General features: G+C 66.4%; 15 protein-coding genes. 10 read left to right on the forward strand and 5 right to left on the reverse strand.

Going from position 1 to position 14,454, the window contains the following annotated elements; genetic code table 11:
* Positions 1–21 precede the first annotated feature (21 nt).
* The 4 genes from L3V85_RS03300 to L3V85_RS03315 are packed head-to-tail and all read right to left on the reverse strand — an operon-like array spanning position 22 to position 3,000.
* Complete coding sequence (locus L3V85_RS03300; RefSeq protein WP_237677994.1) at positions 22–705, reverse strand: amino acid ABC transporter permease; 684 nt, start codon at positions 703–705, stop codon at positions 22–24.
* A gap of 47 nt (positions 706–752) precedes the next feature.
* Positions 753–1,985, reverse strand: a complete 1,233-nt coding sequence (locus L3V85_RS03305; RefSeq protein ID WP_237677995.1) for a UxaA family hydrolase — start codon at positions 1,983–1,985, stop codon at positions 753–755.
* 14 nt (positions 1,986–1,999) lie between these two features.
* Complete coding sequence (locus L3V85_RS03310) at positions 2,000–2,314, reverse strand: UxaA family hydrolase (protein WP_237677996.1); 315 nt, start codon at positions 2,312–2,314, stop codon at positions 2,000–2,002.
* An 11-nt stretch (positions 2,315–2,325) separates the two neighbouring features.
* Positions 2,326–3,000 (reverse strand): RraA family protein, encoded by a 675-nt coding sequence (locus L3V85_RS03315; RefSeq protein WP_237677997.1) that lies wholly within the window; start codon positions 2,998–3,000, stop codon positions 2,326–2,328.
* A 230-nt stretch (positions 3,001–3,230) separates the two neighbouring features.
* Here L3V85_RS03315 and L3V85_RS03320 point away from each other — a divergent pair, with 230 nt between their 5' ends.
* The 3 genes from L3V85_RS03320 to L3V85_RS03330 all read left to right on the forward strand — a co-directional run bounded on the left by L3V85_RS03320 (position 3,231) and on the right by L3V85_RS03330 (position 5,650).
* Positions 3,231–4,001: an SDR family oxidoreductase gene (locus L3V85_RS03320; protein ID WP_237677998.1), complete on the forward strand. Its 771-nt coding sequence runs from the start codon at positions 3,231–3,233 to the stop codon at positions 3,999–4,001.
* A gap of 13 nt (positions 4,002–4,014) precedes the next feature.
* On the forward strand, positions 4,015–4,869 hold the full coding sequence (locus L3V85_RS03325; RefSeq protein ID WP_237677999.1) for an IclR family transcriptional regulator: 855 nt from the start codon (positions 4,015–4,017) through the stop codon (positions 4,867–4,869).
* A 64-nt stretch (positions 4,870–4,933) separates the two neighbouring features.
* Positions 4,934–5,650 (forward strand): hypothetical protein, encoded by a 717-nt coding sequence (locus L3V85_RS03330; protein WP_237678000.1) that lies wholly within the window; start codon positions 4,934–4,936, stop codon positions 5,648–5,650.
* 18 nt (positions 5,651–5,668) lie between these two features.
* Here L3V85_RS03330 and argC read toward each other — a convergent pair whose 3' ends face one another.
* Positions 5,669–6,592 (reverse strand): N-acetyl-gamma-glutamyl-phosphate reductase, encoded by a 924-nt coding sequence (argC, locus tag L3V85_RS03335; protein ID WP_237678001.1) that lies wholly within the window; start codon positions 6,590–6,592, stop codon positions 5,669–5,671.
* Positions 6,593–6,796: 204 nt separating this feature from the next.
* Between argC and sucC the strand changes: the two genes are divergently transcribed.
* From sucC to L3V85_RS03370, 7 genes are all read left to right on the forward strand, one after another.
* A complete protein-coding gene (sucC, locus tag L3V85_RS03340; protein WP_206176258.1) occupies positions 6,797–7,963 on the forward strand; it encodes an ADP-forming succinate--CoA ligase subunit beta in 1,167 nt (388 codons plus the stop codon).
* Between the two features lie 10 nt (positions 7,964–7,973).
* The gene (gene sucD / locus L3V85_RS03345) at positions 7,974–8,867 is read left to right on the forward strand and encodes a succinate--CoA ligase subunit alpha (protein ID WP_237678002.1); all 894 of its coding nucleotides are present in this window, start codon (positions 7,974–7,976) and stop codon (positions 8,865–8,867) included.
* Positions 8,868–8,986: 119 nt separating this feature from the next.
* Positions 8,987–9,670, forward strand: a complete 684-nt coding sequence (locus tag L3V85_RS03350; RefSeq protein ID WP_237678003.1) for a TerC family protein — start codon at positions 8,987–8,989, stop codon at positions 9,668–9,670.
* Positions 9,671–9,696: 26 nt separating this feature from the next.
* Entirely contained in the window at positions 9,697–10,506 is an 810-nt protein-coding gene (locus L3V85_RS03355; RefSeq protein WP_237678004.1) for a Stp1/IreP family PP2C-type Ser/Thr phosphatase, read from the forward strand.
* Between the two features lie 66 nt (positions 10,507–10,572).
* Entirely contained in the window at positions 10,573–11,223 is a 651-nt protein-coding gene (locus L3V85_RS03360) for an FHA domain-containing protein (protein WP_237678005.1), read from the forward strand.
* Positions 11,224–11,274: 51 nt separating this feature from the next.
* Entirely contained in the window at positions 11,275–13,527 is a 2,253-nt protein-coding gene (locus tag L3V85_RS03365; RefSeq protein WP_237678006.1) for a CHASE2 domain-containing protein, read from the forward strand.
* A 29-nt stretch (positions 13,528–13,556) separates the two neighbouring features.
* Positions 13,557–14,360, forward strand: a complete 804-nt coding sequence (locus L3V85_RS03370; protein WP_237678007.1) for a 3',5'-cyclic-nucleotide phosphodiesterase — start codon at positions 13,557–13,559, stop codon at positions 14,358–14,360.
* Positions 14,361–14,454: the final 94 nt, after the last annotated feature.

Genomic DNA, 14,454 nt, shown 5'->3' on the forward strand with positions numbered 1-14,454 from the left:
GTCATGACGCGGGCCTCTTCTTCACAACGGCGTGCCGAGCTTGCGCCGGCGTGGGAACACGATCATGCCGAGCAGCCAGAAGCCCAGGCGCATCGCGTACGACAGCGCTAGGTACACCACCCACAGCACGATGAAGATCTCGAAGTTGCGGAAGGTGTCCGACTGGATGCGGTTGGCCACGCCGAAGAGCTCTTCCGCGCCGATCGACGACATGATGCTGGAGGCCAGCATCAGCAGCACGAACTGGCTGGCGAGCGCCGGGTATACGCGCTCCACCGCCGGGCGCAGGATCACGTGCCAGAACACCTGCACCTTCGACAGGCCAAGGCATTCGGCCGCTTCGAGCTGGCCCTTGTGGATCGACTCGATGCCCGCGCGGATGATCTCGCAGCTGTAGGCGCCGATGTTCACCACCAGCGCGAGCACCGCGCCGACCATGATCGGCATCGTCACGCCCGCGCTCGACAGGCCGAAGATCAGGAAGTAGCTCTGGATCAGCAGCGGCGTGTTGCGGATCGCCTCCACGTAGCCGCCCGTCAGGCCGCGCAGCCAGCCATGCTTGCTGTTGCGGCCCAGTGCGCAGACGGTACCCAGCGCGAAGCCCAGCACGGTGGCCAGGAAGGACAGCTGCACGGTCGTCCATGCGCCTTCGAGCAGCAGCGGCCACTGCGCGAGCACGGGTGCGAAGTCGAACTGGTAGTTCAATGCGTTGGGCTCCGGAAGTCCAATGAAGACAAGAAAAAAAGGGGCGGCTACGCGGCGCGCGCGAGCGGCAGGCACGAAGGCCCGAGCGGCTCGAAGGCCTTGTAGGTCAGGATGAATTCGCGATGCCCCAGCGCCTCGGACTTGGTGGCGGCGCCATCGGCCACGCGGCGCACCGCGTCGAAGATCTCCTCGCCCACTTCCTGCAGCGTGCCGCGCCCTTCGAGGATGCGGCCGGCATCGACGTCCATGTCTTCGTGCAGCCGGCGGTAGGTGTCGGGGTTCGCGCAGACCTTGATGACCGGCGAGACTGCAGAGCCCACCACCGAGCCGCGCCCCGTGGTGAACAGGATCACGTGCGCGCCGCAGGCGATGAGCTCGGCGATCTCGGCGTTGTCGCTGATGTTCGGGAAGCCGAAGCGAGGCTCGCCGTCGGGCACCACGTCCAGCAGGTAGAGGCCGCCCTGCGGCGGCACGTCGCCGGGCTTGACGATGCCGTTGATCGGCGAGGCGCCGCTCTTGGCGTACGCGCCCAGCGACTTCTCCTCGATGGTCGAGAGCCCGCCGTCGGCATTGCCGGGCGCGAAGCTGCCGTGGCCCATGGTGCTGTAGTAGCGCGCGGCCTTGTTCACGCATTCGACGATGGCCTCGCCCAACTCGGGCGTGGCGGCGCGCCGCTTCATGTGGAACTCGCAGCCGATCAGCTCGCCGGTTTCCTCGAAGATGCAGCGCGCGTCCTGCGCGATCAGCAGGTCGAAGGCGCGGCCCACGGCGGGGTTGGCCGTGATGCCGCTGGTGCCGTCGGAGCCGCCGCAGATGGTGCCCACCACCAATTCGTTCAGCGCCATCGGCACGCGCTGCTGCTGCGCGAGTTCGGCCAGCGCCCATTCCACCCACTGCGTGCCTTCGCGGATCGTGCTGCGGGTGCCGCCCTCCTGCTGGATGGTGAGCGTGTGCACCGGCCGGCCCGAGGCGGCGACGGCCTCCTCCAGCTTGCGCTTGTTCATGCTCTCGCAGCCCAGCGAGATCAGCAGCGCCGCGCCCACGTTGGGGTGGGTGGCAATCGCCTGCATCATGCGTTCGGCGTATTCGTTCGGGTAGCAGCCGGGAAAGCCGACGAGGTGCACTTCCGATTCGCCGTGCTGCTGGCGGAAGTTGAGCGTGATCTCGCGCGCCACGTGGTGCGCGCACTCGACCAGGTAGGCCACGACCACGACATTGCGGATGCCCTTGCGGCCATCGGCGCGCGGGAAGCCCTGGATCTGGAGGTTGGGAGCGTTCATGCGGGGAGGGCGCCTCAGGCGTGGCCGACGAAGGTCTTGCCCTCGTCCAGCGTGTAGTCGCTGTCGAGGTTGTGCGTGTGGATGTGCTCGCCCGCCGCGACCGGCGCATGCAGGCTGCCGATGACGGCGCCGTACTTCAGCACCTGCTGGCCGGCGGCGATGTCGTGGCGCGCGATCTTGTGGCCCAGGCCGATGTCCTTGGCCAGCGTGACGGTGCCGCCCTCGAGCTGCACGGCGGTGCCGGCGGCGAGGTGGGTGCAGGCGATCAGGCAGTTGTCGCCGGGCGAGAGCAGCACCAGCCGGCTGTCGATGGATTGCGAGTTCGGCATCCGGCGCTCGCTCAGAACTTGCGGTACTTCAGGTAGGCCTCCTGCGGGTCGGTGCCCGCGAGGATGGCGGTGCGCACGAGGTTCTCGCGGCCCATCATGTGCTCGGCCTCGGTGATGACGGCCTCGGCCTGCGCGAGCGGCAGGCAGATCACGCCGTCGGTGTCGGCCAGCAGCAGGTCGCCGGGGTTCACCGTGACATCGCCGATGCGCACCGGCACGTCCATCGCCTCGGGTAGCCAGTAGCCGACGATGTCGCGCGGCGTGAAGTAGCGGTGCCACACCTGGAAGCCCTGCTGCAGGATGAATTCGGCATCGCGCACGCCGCCGTCGGCGATCACGCCCAGCACGCCCTTGCGGCCCAGCGTCTCGGCCGAGAGCTCGCCCATGTGAGACACGGTCGAGTCGTTGGGCTGGATCACCGCGATGTGGCCCGGCTTGGCGCGGGAGAGAAAACCGGTCCACGCCATCAGCGTCTCGTGCGGATCGGCCGTGGGGTCGACGCGGCCGTTCACGGTGAAGGCCGGGCCGCAGAGCTTCTGGCCGGCGATCAGCGGGCGCAGCGTGGGCGGCAGCGTGAAGTCGCCCATTCCCGCGGCGCGCATCACGTCGTGAAGGATGCCCGTGTAGCAGGCTTGCAGGCGGGTGAGCAGCGAAGGTGCTTGCGGGGCATCGGAGGCGTGGGCCATGGGTGAATCTCGTTTTCTTAGATAAAACTACTTTTCACGGATGAGGTTAGCAGTGGGCGCTTGTACGGACGCTGGGGTTTGCTCCTATTCGAGGGTATTCACCAAGAGAGGAGCCATGGCTTTCGGGTTTCTGAGGGGGCAAGGAAGCCGGCAAGGCGCGTATATTTGATTTCATCAGTGAAATACAAATTTCACATGCGCGACCAAACTCTCAACAAAAGGACATCGCAGTGACTTCACGCGTTCAAGGAAAGAACATCCTCGTCACCGCCGCAGGCAAGGGCATCGGGCGGGCCAGCGCGCTGGCGTTGGCACGGGAAGGCGGCACCGTGTGGGCCACCGACGTGGACGAGGCCGCGCTGGCCGAACTCGCCGCGCTGGCCCGCGAAGAAGGCTTGGCAGGCCTGAAGACCGCCACGCTCAACGTGCGCGACAACGCCGCGGTACAAGCCTTCGCGCAGGCCACGGGGCGGCTGGACGTGCTCTTCAACTGCGCCGGCTTCGTGCACAGCGGCAATATCCTGGCCTGCGAGGAGTCGGACTGGGACTTCAGCATGGACCTCAACGCGAAGTCCATGTACCGCACCATCCGCGCCTTCCTGCCGGCGATGCTGGAGCGCGGCGGCTCGATCATCAACATGGCCTCGGCCGCATCGAGCGTGAAGGGCGTGCCGAACCGCTTCGTCTACGGCGCCTCCAAGGCGGCAGTCATCGGGCTGACCAAGGCGGTGGCGGCCGACTTCATCCAGCAGGGCGTGCGTTGCAACGCCATCTGCCCGGGCACGGTCGAGTCACCCTCGCTGCGCGACCGCATCTCGGCGCAGGCCCAGCAGGCCGGCACCGACGAGGCCGCGGTGCGCGCCGCTTTCGTGGCGCGCCAGCCGCTGGGGCGCGTCGGCAAGCCCGAGGAAATCGCCGCGCTGGTGGTGTACCTGGCTTCCGACGAGTCGGCTTTCACCACCGGCGCGATCCATATGATCGACGGTGGATGGTCGAACTGAACAACGGGGAAAGATGAAGCACGCAGCACCAGCGCCGCAAGAGCAACAGGGCCAGGAGGCCGACGAAGGCGCCGCGCCGGAAGGCGAGGGCGCGCTGCGCTATGCCGCGCCGGCCCTGGAGAAGGGGCTGGACATCCTGGAGGCGCTGGCCGACAGCGTCTCCGGCTACACGCTCAACGAGTTGGCGCAGAAGGTCGGGCGCAAGGTCAGCGAGATCTTCCGCATGGCCGTGACCCTGCAGCGGCGCGGCTTCGTGCAGGTCGACGAGAACGACCGCTACACGCTCACGCTGCGCATGTTCGAGCTGGCGCACCGCCAGCAGCCGCTCAAGAGCCTGGTGAGCGTGGCGCTGCCGCTGCTGCGGGAGCTGGCCAACCGGGCGCGCCAGTCGTGCCACCTGGCCATGTACCAGGGTGGGCGCGTGGTGGTCATCGCGCAGGTCGAGAGTCCGGAGCGATGGTCTTTCGGGCTGAAGGTGGGCGTGGTGATGGGGCTGACCGACACCTCGTCGGGCCACGTGCTGCTGGCGTTCCGCGACGAGATCGACCGTGCCCGCATGCTGCGCGCCCACATCGGCGTGGAGGGCGAGCTGGAAATGGACCCGGGCGAGCTCTTCGCCATGCTGCAGGACGTGCGCGAGCGCGGCTATTCGGCCATGCCGAGCAAGCAGACGCGCGGCATCACCAACATCGCGTTCCCGGTGATGGGGGCGGCAGACCATGTGATTGCGTCGATCAACGTGCCGTACATCGAACGCATCGACCAGAAGTCGGCACCGGACGCGGTGCAGGTGCGCGGCATCGTGGGCAACATCGCCGGGCGGCTGTCGGCGCTGATGGGGGCCAGCGGCTACAACGACAACGAGTAGCGCGAGGGCGGGGTGGGGTAGGGCGGTGGCATCATCCGCGGCAAAACTACGGAGGAGCCTTTCCATGTCATCCGATCCTGTCGGCCAGCAATCCCTCGTTCGCACCGGCGCCAAGGCCGGGTTGTCCTTCGCCGGCTCGGTGATCAAGGGCGGCCTGCTCGGCGTGTTCCTGGGCGGCGGCGTTTTCTTCTTCTACCTGAGCCAGCTGCAAGGGCCGGGCAACGTGGCCGCGCGTGCCGGCGGCGTCGGCGCGGTGCTTGCGCTCATCACCTCGCCGCCACTGCTGGTGGCGCTGCTGCTGCTGTTTTTCGTGGTCGTCTACGTGATGCTGGGCGTGCACCAGGGGCGCGCGCGTGCGATGCAGCATCTGGTCGAGGCGCGCGGGGAGGCCGTGTCGCAGCGGCTGGCCGGCGCCATCGCCGGTCGCATCGAGGCGATGCCGCGTACCCAGGGAGCCTTGCATCGCGCGGCCGACTGGCTGTCGGTCGACGCCCTGAGCAAGCAGCTCGCGTCCGTGCTGGGCGAGGGCAGGGCGGTGCGCTCGGTGGTGGCTTTCGTGCTGAACCGGCTGCCGATGAGCGAGATGCTGGCCGAATGGCAGGAGAGCCGCGCCGAGCATGGCGCGCCTGTCGCTGGCGAAGACCCCGCGCTGCGCGCCCTGCTGGCGCGCCGCATCAACGAGACGCTGCAGGAGATGGCGACGCCGTCGCGCAAGCCGCTGTACATCGCGCTGGGCGCACACGCGGCCCTGCTGGGCGTGGGGCTCTGGCTGGTGAACTGACGAGCGCCCGGCTGGCGCTCAGAGCGCCAGCATCAGCTTCAGGTTCTGCACCGCGGCGCCGCTGGCGCCCTTGCCGAGGTTGTCCAGGCGTGCGATCACCACGGCGTGGCGGTGGTCTTCGTTCGGGAACACGCGGATCTCGAGGTTGTTGGTGTCGTTGAGCGCCAGTGCTTCGAGCTTGCCGTCTTCGGTGGGCGGCAGCACCTTCACGAACTGCTCGGGTGTGTTGCTGCGGGCGTAATGCGCCGCCAGGGCATCCTGCAGGTCGCCGGCCTTCGGCTTGCCGGGCAGCAGGTCGAGGTGCAGCGGCAACTGCACCAGCATGCCCTGCTTGAAATTGCCCACCGACGGGATGAAGACCGGGCGGCGGGTGAGGCCGGTGTAGGTCATGATTTCGGGGATGTGCTTGTGCTTCAGGCCCAGCGCGTAGGTCTCGAACAACGGGGCTTCGCCCTTTTCGTAGGCCTCGATCATGGTCCGGCCGCCGCCCGAGTAGCCGCTCACGGAGGGCAGGGAAATCGGGAAATCGGCTGGCAGCAGGCCCGCGTCGACCAGGGGGCGCACCATGGCGATGGCGCCGGTGGCGTAGCAGCCGGGGTTGCCGACGCGATCGGCCTTGGCCACGGCCTGCCAGTGGCCTTCCACCAGTTCGGGGAAGCCGAACACCCAGCCAGGTGCGATGCGGTGCGCCGTGGAGGCGTCGATGATCTTGGGCTTCTTGCCGGGCAGCTGGTCGATCAGCGCGACCGATTCGCGCGCCGCGTCGTCGTGCAGGCACAGCACCACGAGGTCGACGCCGGCCATCAGGTCGCGCTTGGCATTGGCGTCTTTGCGCAGTTCGGGAGCGATGCTCACCAGTTCGATCTGCGGCATCGTCTGGAGCCGTTCGCGGATTTGCAGGCCGGTGGTACCGGCTTCGCCGTCGATGAAAACCTTGGCCATGATGGAGTGTGCCCGGGGTAGCTAGAAGAAAGTACGTATTGACCGCAACCCCACGTACAGTATTGGTGCGGCGCACCATGATACAGTCCGCGGTTGTTCGCCGCCCCCAGCCGTCAGGCTGCCGTCGCCCGCGAGCAACAGAGCAGAAACACTCTCACCCCAGATCTCCCGTTCTCAACCTCCTCCTTCCGAGAGACATCCCTCATGAAGATTCACGAGTACCAAGGCAAGGAAATCCTTGCCAAGTTCGGCGTGCCGGTGCCGCGCGGCATCCCGGCCTATACGGTCCAGGAGGCGGTGGAAGCCGCCCAGAAACTTGGAGGCCCGGTGTGGGTCGTCAAGGCCCAGATTCACGCGGGTGGCCGCGGCAAGGGCGGCGGCGTCAAGGTCGCCAAGTCGATCGAAGACGTCAAGAAGCTCGCCGGCGAAATCCTCGGCATGCAGCTCAAGACGCACCAGACCGGCCCCGAAGGCCAGAAGGTCCGCCGCCTCTACATCGAAGACGGCGCCGACATCAACAAGGAATACTACGTTTCGGCCGTGACCGACCGCGCCACCCAGAAGGTGGCCTTCATCGCTTCGAGCGAAGGCGGCATGGACATCGAGGAAGTGGCCCACTCCTCGCCGGAAAAGATCATCACGGTGTTCGCGGACCCCGAAAAGGGCCTGACCGACGAACAGGCCAAGCAGATCGCCGACGGCATCGGCATGCCGGCCGATTCGACCGCGCAAACGGTCGACATCCTGAAGAAGCTCTACACCTGCTACATGGAGACGGACGCCTCGCTGGTCGAGATCAACCCGCTCAACCGTGACAGCAAGGGCAACGTCATGGCGCTGGACGCCAAGTTCAACTTCGACAGCAACGCGCTGTTCCGCCACCCCGAAATCGTGGCCCTGCGCGACCTCGACGAAGAAGACGCGGCCGAAGTCGAAGCCTCGAAGTTCGACCTCGCCTACATCTCGCTGGACGGCAACATCGGCTGCCTGGTGAACGGTGCCGGCCTGGCCATGGCCACCATGGACACCATCAAGCTGTTCGGCGGCGAGCCGGCCAACTTCCTGGACGTGGGCGGCGGCGCCACCCCCGAGAAGGTCACGGAAGCCTTCAAGATCATGCTGAAGAACAAGAACGTGGAAGCCATCCTCGTGAACATCTTCGGCGGCATCATGAAGTGCGACACCATCGCCACCGGCGTGATCGCAGCCTGCAAGGCCGTGAACCTGCAAGTGCCGCTGGTCGTTCGCATGAAGGGCACCAACGAAGTCGAAGGCAAGAAGCTGCTGGCCGATTCGGGCCTGCCGATCATCAGCGCCGACACCATGGCGGACGCGGCCCAGAAGGTCGTGGCAGCAGTCAAGAAGGCCTAAGGAACAAGTCATGTCGATCTACATCAACAAAGACACCAAAGTCATCACGCAAGGCATCACCGGCAAGACCGGTCAGTTCCACACCGAGAAGTGCCAGGAATACGCGAACGGCAAGAACGCCTTCGTGGCCGGCGTGAACCCCAAGAAGGCCGGCGAGTCGATCTTCAACATCCCGATCTTCGGTTCGGTGAAGGAAGCCGCTTCGCAAACCGGCGCTACCGTGTCGGTGATCTACGTGCCGCCGGCAGGCGCCGCGGCCGCCATCTGGGAAGCTGTCGAAGCCGACCTGGACCTGGCGATCTGCATCACCGAAGGCATCCCGGTTCGGGACATGCTCGAAGTGCGCAACAAGATGAAGGCCAAGGAAGCGGCCGGCGGCAAGAAGACGCTGCTGCTGGGCCCGAACTGCCCCGGCCTGATCACGCCTGACGAAATCAAGATCGGCATCATGCCCGGCCACATCCACCGCAAGGGCCGCATCGGCGTGGTCTCGCGCTCGGGCACGCTGACTTACGAAGCCGTGGCTCAACTGACGGAAATCGGCCTGGGCCAATCGTCGGCGGTCGGCATCGGCGGCGACCCGATCAACGGCCTGAAGCACATCGACGTGATGAAGGCCTTCAACGACGATCCGGACACCGACGCGGTCATCATGATCGGCGAAATCGGTGGCCCGGACGAGGCTGACGCAGCCCGTTGGTGCAAGGAAAACATGAAGAAGCCGGTCGTCGGCTTCATCGCGGGTGTCACCGCTCCTCCCGGCAAGCGCATGGGCCACGCCGGCGCGCTGATCTCGGGCGGCGCCGACACGGCCGATGCCAAGCTGTCCATCATGGAAGAATGCGGCTTCACCGTGACGCGCAACTTCTCGGAACTGGCCAAGCTGCTCAAGGCCAAGCTGTAAGAAACGGCCCCACGACACCGGCCGCAGAGCCGGGTCATGCGAGGACCACGCAGAAATAAAAAAGCGCCCGCACTGGATTGCGGGCGCTTTTTTCAATAAAACACAGTGGGATCAGAGACATGGAAATTCTTCAAAGCACAGACTTCTGGCTAGGTCTGCTCAAGATCGTCTGGATCAACATCATCTTGTCGGGGGACAACGCGGTGGTGATTGCGATGGCGGCGCGGTCGTTGCCGCCCGCACAGCAGAAAAAGGCCGTACTGTTCGGTTCGGGAGCGGCCGTGGTGCTGCGCATCGTGCTGACGGTGGTGGCGGCCAAGCTGCTGGCCCTGCCTTACCTGCAGATCATCGGCGGCCTGCTGCTGCTGTGGATCGGCATGCAGTTGCTCAGCGAGGACGATGAGGACGACGGCGAGTCCAAGGAATACGGCAGCATGATGGCGGCCGTGCGCACCATCCTTCTGGCCGACCTGGTGATGAGCCTGGACAACGTGATCGCCGTCGCGGCCGCCGCGCAGGGCAGCATGGTCCTGCTGATTCTTGGCCTGGCAATCAGCATTCCGTTGGTGATTTTTGGCAGTACGCTCATGATCAAGCTCATGGAACGCTTCCCGATCATCGTCATGCTGGGTGCCGCGCTGATCGGCTGGGTCGGCGGCGAGACCATCGTGAGCGACGTCGCGTTGCGCGACACGCTGGCGGCCAACCCCTGGTTGCACTATGCAGCGGCTGCGGCCGGTGCGGTGTTTGTCGTGGCCGCGGGCCGCTTGATGCAACGGCGCGCGCACGCCGCTGCTCACTGATTTCGCGAAGTCTGCGCTGACAAACCATGGCGAGTGTCGGCGTCTCCCTGTTCTCGACTCGTCCACCGCTGACTTGGGAGTTCGCAGCCCTGACCGACGTCGGCAGGCTGCGCGCTCACAACGAAGACGCCGTGCATGTGGATCCCGCGCTGGGGCTGGCTTTGCTGGCCGACGGCATGGGCGGTTACAAGGGGGGCGAAGTGGCAAGCGCCATGGCCGTTTCGCTGCTTCACGCCAGCTTCGGCCGCTGGTTCGCGCAGGCCGGCATGCAGGCGCCCGCCCGCGTGGTCCGGCGCGCGCTGCAGGCCGCCACCGACGAGGCCAACGGCTCCATCCTGCATGCCGGCACCACCAACCCGGAGCTGCAGGGCATGGGAACCACGCTGGTGCTGGCGGCGTTCCGGCCGCAGCGGGTGGTGGTCGGGCACATCGGCGACTCGCGCTGCTACCGCGTGCGCAACAACAAGCTCGAGCTGCTCACGCGCGACCATTCGCTGCGCCAGCAGCAGCTCGACGCGGGCGCCATCACCGCCGAGGAAGCCCTCAACTCGCCGACTCGCAACCTCGTGACCCGGGCGGTCGGCGTGGAGGCCCAGGTCTTGCTGGAGATGCATGAGCACAGCGCAAGGCCCGGCGATCTCTATATGCTTTGCTCCGACGGGCTGAGCGAGATGATTTCGGATGAGCAGCTTTTCACGCTTCTAGGACACGATGTCGGGCTCCAGAAAAAAGCTTCACTTTTGGTTTCAATTGCCAACGACAATGGCGGCAGGGACAATATTTCGGTTGTTCTGGCAAGGGCGGGCGTCGTGGAACCGCCGCGCACAGCCAAGTAGCAGGCCTGAGCGGCACCCCACCGTTCCGCCTGCCGTCATTCAAGCTTTGCAATCGGGGAGTCGGCAATGCCGAAGATGATCATTTCGGTCGATGGCGTTGTCATCGGGCAAGTGGCGCTCGCCAAGGAACGCACGACGCTGGGACGTCGCGCCTACAACGACATCGTTATCGACAATCTGGCGGTCAGCGGCGAGCATGCCGTGCTGCACATGAGCGACGGCGATGTCGAAATTGAAGACCTCAACAGCACCAACGGCACCTACGTCAATGCGCTCGCTATCCAGAAGCAGGCGCTCAAGGACAACGACGTCATCGAGGTCGGAGGTTGCCGTATTCATTTCCGCGCCCGCAGCAATCTGGCCGTCGGCCCCGGCTCCGTGCGCAATCCGGTGGGGGAGTATTCGGCCTCCATGCCGCTCTCGTCGGCGCCAACCGAATCGGGCGCGCTGGTCGAGCTTGGTATCCCCGTGCTGCGGGTGCTGGCCGGCCCCAATGAAGGCCAGGACGTCGCCCTGCAAAAGGTCGTCACGACCATCGGCAAGCCCGGCGTCGCCGTGGCTGTCGTCACGCGCCGGCGGCAAGGCTATGTGGCGGCGGGTGTCGAGGGCGATGTCACCCTCAACGGCCTGCAACTGGGCACCGAGGCGGTCGCTCTTCAGGAGCGCGACGTGCTCGAACTCGGCGGCAACGCGCGCATGCAGTTCGTGCGGGTCTGATTCTTTTCTCCCCGGGTTTCGTGGCGGCGTGAACCGCATGAACGGCGCGCCGTGAGCGTGCTCCGGCGGCACTGGCCGCGCATCGTCATCAGCCTGCTGCCGGTGTTGCTGGCGCTGGCGCACGCCACTGGCGCCTGGCCGCTCAGCGCGCTTGAGCGCCTTGACCGACTGATCTACGACATCCGCCTGCGCGCGACCATGCCGCGCACGCTCGATCCACGCGTCGTCATTGTCGATGTCGACGACGCCAGCCTCGCGCGCCAAGGGCAGTGGCCCTGGGCGCGAGACAAGATCGCCGGCCTCACCAACGAGCTGCTGGGCCGCCAGCAGGTGGCCGTGCTGGGCTTCGACGTCATGTTCCTCGAGCCTGACCGAAGCTCCGGCCTCGACAGCCTGCGCGCCATGGCCGCCGGCCCGCTTCGCGGCATGCAGGGGCTCGCCACCGAGATCGAACGGCTCGCCCCCACGCTGGATAACGATGCCGCCTTCGCCAAGTCGCTCGAAAGCCGGCCGGTGGCGCTTGGCTACTATTTCACGCGAACCGGCACGCCCAGCGCCAAGGGACAACTGCCGGCCGCGCCGCTGCTGCCGGTCGACGCGTTTCCCGCAGGCGGCATCTACGCCTCCAGTTGGAACGGCTTCGGCGCCAGCCTGCCGGCACTCGCCAAGGCCGCGCCGACCGCCGGTTTCCTGAACACCCTGGTCGGCGTGCAGGGCGACGGCGCGATCCGCAGCGTGCCGCTCATCGCCCGCTATGAAGGCGACCAGGCGCAGCCCGGCTATTACGAGTCGCTCGGGCTTGCGGTCTACCGGCTGGTGAACGGCCTGCCTCCCGTGCTGCCGGCCTTTGCGTCAGGCGGCGCCGTGCCGCGGCTCGAATCCCTGCGAGTCGGCCGCCTGCGTGTACCGGTCGACCAGATGGCCAGCATGAAGGTGCCGTTTCGCGGCCCGGGCGGCGCGGACGGAGGATCGTTCCGCTACATCCCGGCCGCCGATGTCCTCGAAGGCCGCCTCGGCCCCGGCGAGCTGAAAGGAAAGATCGTGCTCGTCGGCGCCACCGCGCCGGGCCTGCAGGACCTGCGCGCCACGCCCGTCGAAGCCGCGTTCCCGGGCGTCGAAGTGCATGCCAACATCGTCTCCGGCCTGCTCGACCACCGGCTGCTCAGCGTGCCGGACTATGCGCCCGGCTACGAGGTGCTGACCGTGCTGGTGACCGGGCTGGTGCTGACCTTCGGCCTGTCGCTGCTGTCGGCGCCGCGCGCGGTGCTGCTGGTCGCGGGAACGATTGGCGCACTGGTCGGGCTCAACTCCTGGCTCTTCATGGCCCACGGCCTCGTGCTGCCGCTTGCGTCGGGGCTTGCCATGACGATGCTCGCGTTCGTGCTCAGCATGAGCTGGGGCTACTTCGTCGAATCGCGCGCGCGGCGCGGGCTGGTGCGGCTCTTCGGCACCTATGTTCCGCCGCAGCTCGTTGACGAAATGCTGGTGCAGCCGGACCGCTACAGCATGCGCGCCGAAAGCAAGCCGATGACCGTGATGTTCTGCGACATGCGCGACTTCACCCGCCTGTCGGAGCAGATGACGCCAGCGCAGCTGCAGGCTTTTCTCAACACCGTGTTCAGCCGGCTCACCGACGTGATCAGCGCGCACCGCGGCACCGTCGACAAGTACATGGGCGACTGCGTCATGGCCTTCTGGGGCGCGCCGATCGACGCACCCGAGCACGCGGCGCTGGCCGTGCGCGCCGCGCTCGACATGGCCGATGCCGTGCGCGACATCAACGAGGCCAACCGCGCCGGCGGACGCCCGGAGATCAGCGTCGGCATCGGCATCAACAGCGGCGTCATGAGCGTGGGCGACATGGGCTCGGCCGCGCGGCGCAGCTACACCGTCGTCGGCGACGCGGTCAATCTCGCGTCGCGCCTCGAGGGCCTGAGCGGCCACTACGGCGTGGAAATCGTCGCCAGCGGCGCGACCCGCGAGCTGGCGCCCGGCTATGTCTGGCAGGAGCTCGACAGCGTGCGCGTCAAGGGCAAGGCGCAGGCCGTGGCCGTGTTCACGCCCCTGGCCGAGCGCACGCCCGAAGCCGAAAAACAAGCTCAGCCGCTGCTCGAGCGCTGGGGCGAGGTGCTCGCCGCCTACCGCCGGCAGGACTGGGCCGTGGGCCGGAACTTGCTGGCGCCGCTGCTCGCCGCGGATGCCAAAAAAGTCCTTTACCAGCTCTACGCCCAGCGTTTAGCCTCCATGGCGTTGCGACCCCAGGACCCGAACTGGGACGGCGCAACCCGGTTCGAAACCAAATGACGACGGACACACACAAGGGGTCTTTCACAATGCAGGTTCGTGTGCTGGGTTGCTCGGGCGCCATCGCCAAAGACTGCCGCACCACCTCGTTCTTGGTCGACACCGACCTGCTCGTCGACGCGGGCACCGGCGTCGGCGACCTCACGCTCGACGAAATGGCCGCCATCGACGACGTGGTGCTCACCCACTGCCACCTCGACCACATCGCCGCACTGCCCCTGATGCTCGACGCCGTCGGCAGCCGCCGCTCCAGGCCGCTGCGCGTGCATGCGCTGCGCGCCACCATCGAAGCGCTGCGAGCGCATGTATTCAACAACGTCATCTGGCCGGATTTCGAGAGCATTCCCAGCCTGGAGGCGCCATTCGTGAGTTTTCACGACATCGCGGTGGGGCAGCTGCTGCCGCTGGGCAGTTGCGCGCCCAAGCTGATCGAGGTGCTGCCGGCCGTTCATACAGTGCCGGCCTGCGGTTTCGCCGTGCGGCGGGCTTCCGGCGGGGCGAACTGGGTTTTCAGCGGTGACACCGAGCGGAATGCGCCTTTCTGGGAGCGGGTGAATGCGCTGGACGTGGCGATGCTGGTGATCGAGACGGCCTTCAGCAACAGAGAGCAGGCGCTGGCTGAGCGCAGTCTGCATCTGTCGCCGGTGATGCTGGCGGATGAGCTGGCGCTGATCAATCCGGAGAAGCAGTTTCCGATCTACATCACGCATACCAAGCCGGCGGAGACTGACGAGATCATGAGCCAGATCGAGGCACTGGCGGAGCATCAGGTGGCGGGGGTGGCGCAGCGGGATATTCGGTGGTTGAAGGCTGACGGGGTGTTGACCTTTTGATGCATTGGCGCGGTGCTTCGGCATGACATATTTGTCATATCAGATGCATCCAGACACAAAATGTGTCGCATCGTGTTACACGTTCGTAAACAAA

Source organism: Variovorax paradoxus (assembly GCF_022009635.1).
GTDB lineage: Bacteria > Pseudomonadota > Gammaproteobacteria > Burkholderiales > Burkholderiaceae_C > Variovorax.

Excerpts from the sequence above, each read along its gene's own strand:
- L3V85_RS03305 (WP_237677995.1), bottom strand. The coding sequence starts at position 1,985 with ATGAACGCTCCCAACCTCCAGATCCAGGGCTTCCCGCGCGCCGATGGC.
- L3V85_RS03310 (WP_237677996.1), bottom strand. The coding sequence starts at position 2,314 with ATGCCGAACTCGCAATCCATCGACAGCCGGCTGGTGCTGCTCTCGCCC.
- L3V85_RS03315 (WP_237677997.1), bottom strand. The coding sequence starts at position 3,000 with ATGGCCCACGCCTCCGATGCCCCGCAAGCACCTTCGCTGCTCACCCGC.
- L3V85_RS03325 (WP_237677999.1), top strand. The coding sequence starts at position 4,015 with ATGAAGCACGCAGCACCAGCGCCGCAAGAGCAACAGGGCCAGGAGGCC.
- L3V85_RS03330 (WP_237678000.1), top strand. The coding sequence starts at position 4,934 with ATGTCATCCGATCCTGTCGGCCAGCAATCCCTCGTTCGCACCGGCGCC.
- argC (WP_237678001.1), bottom strand. The coding sequence starts at position 6,592 with ATGGCCAAGGTTTTCATCGACGGCGAAGCCGGTACCACCGGCCTGCAA.
- sucC (WP_206176258.1), top strand. The coding sequence starts at position 6,797 with ATGAAGATTCACGAGTACCAAGGCAAGGAAATCCTTGCCAAGTTCGGC.
- sucD (WP_237678002.1), top strand. The coding sequence starts at position 7,974 with ATGTCGATCTACATCAACAAAGACACCAAAGTCATCACGCAAGGCATC.
- L3V85_RS03350 (WP_237678003.1), top strand. The coding sequence starts at position 8,987 with ATGGAAATTCTTCAAAGCACAGACTTCTGGCTAGGTCTGCTCAAGATC.
- L3V85_RS03355 (WP_237678004.1), top strand. The coding sequence starts at position 9,697 with ATGGCGAGTGTCGGCGTCTCCCTGTTCTCGACTCGTCCACCGCTGACT.
- L3V85_RS03360 (WP_237678005.1), top strand. The coding sequence starts at position 10,573 with ATGCCGAAGATGATCATTTCGGTCGATGGCGTTGTCATCGGGCAAGTG.
- L3V85_RS03370 (WP_237678007.1), top strand. The coding sequence starts at position 13,557 with ATGCAGGTTCGTGTGCTGGGTTGCTCGGGCGCCATCGCCAAAGACTGC.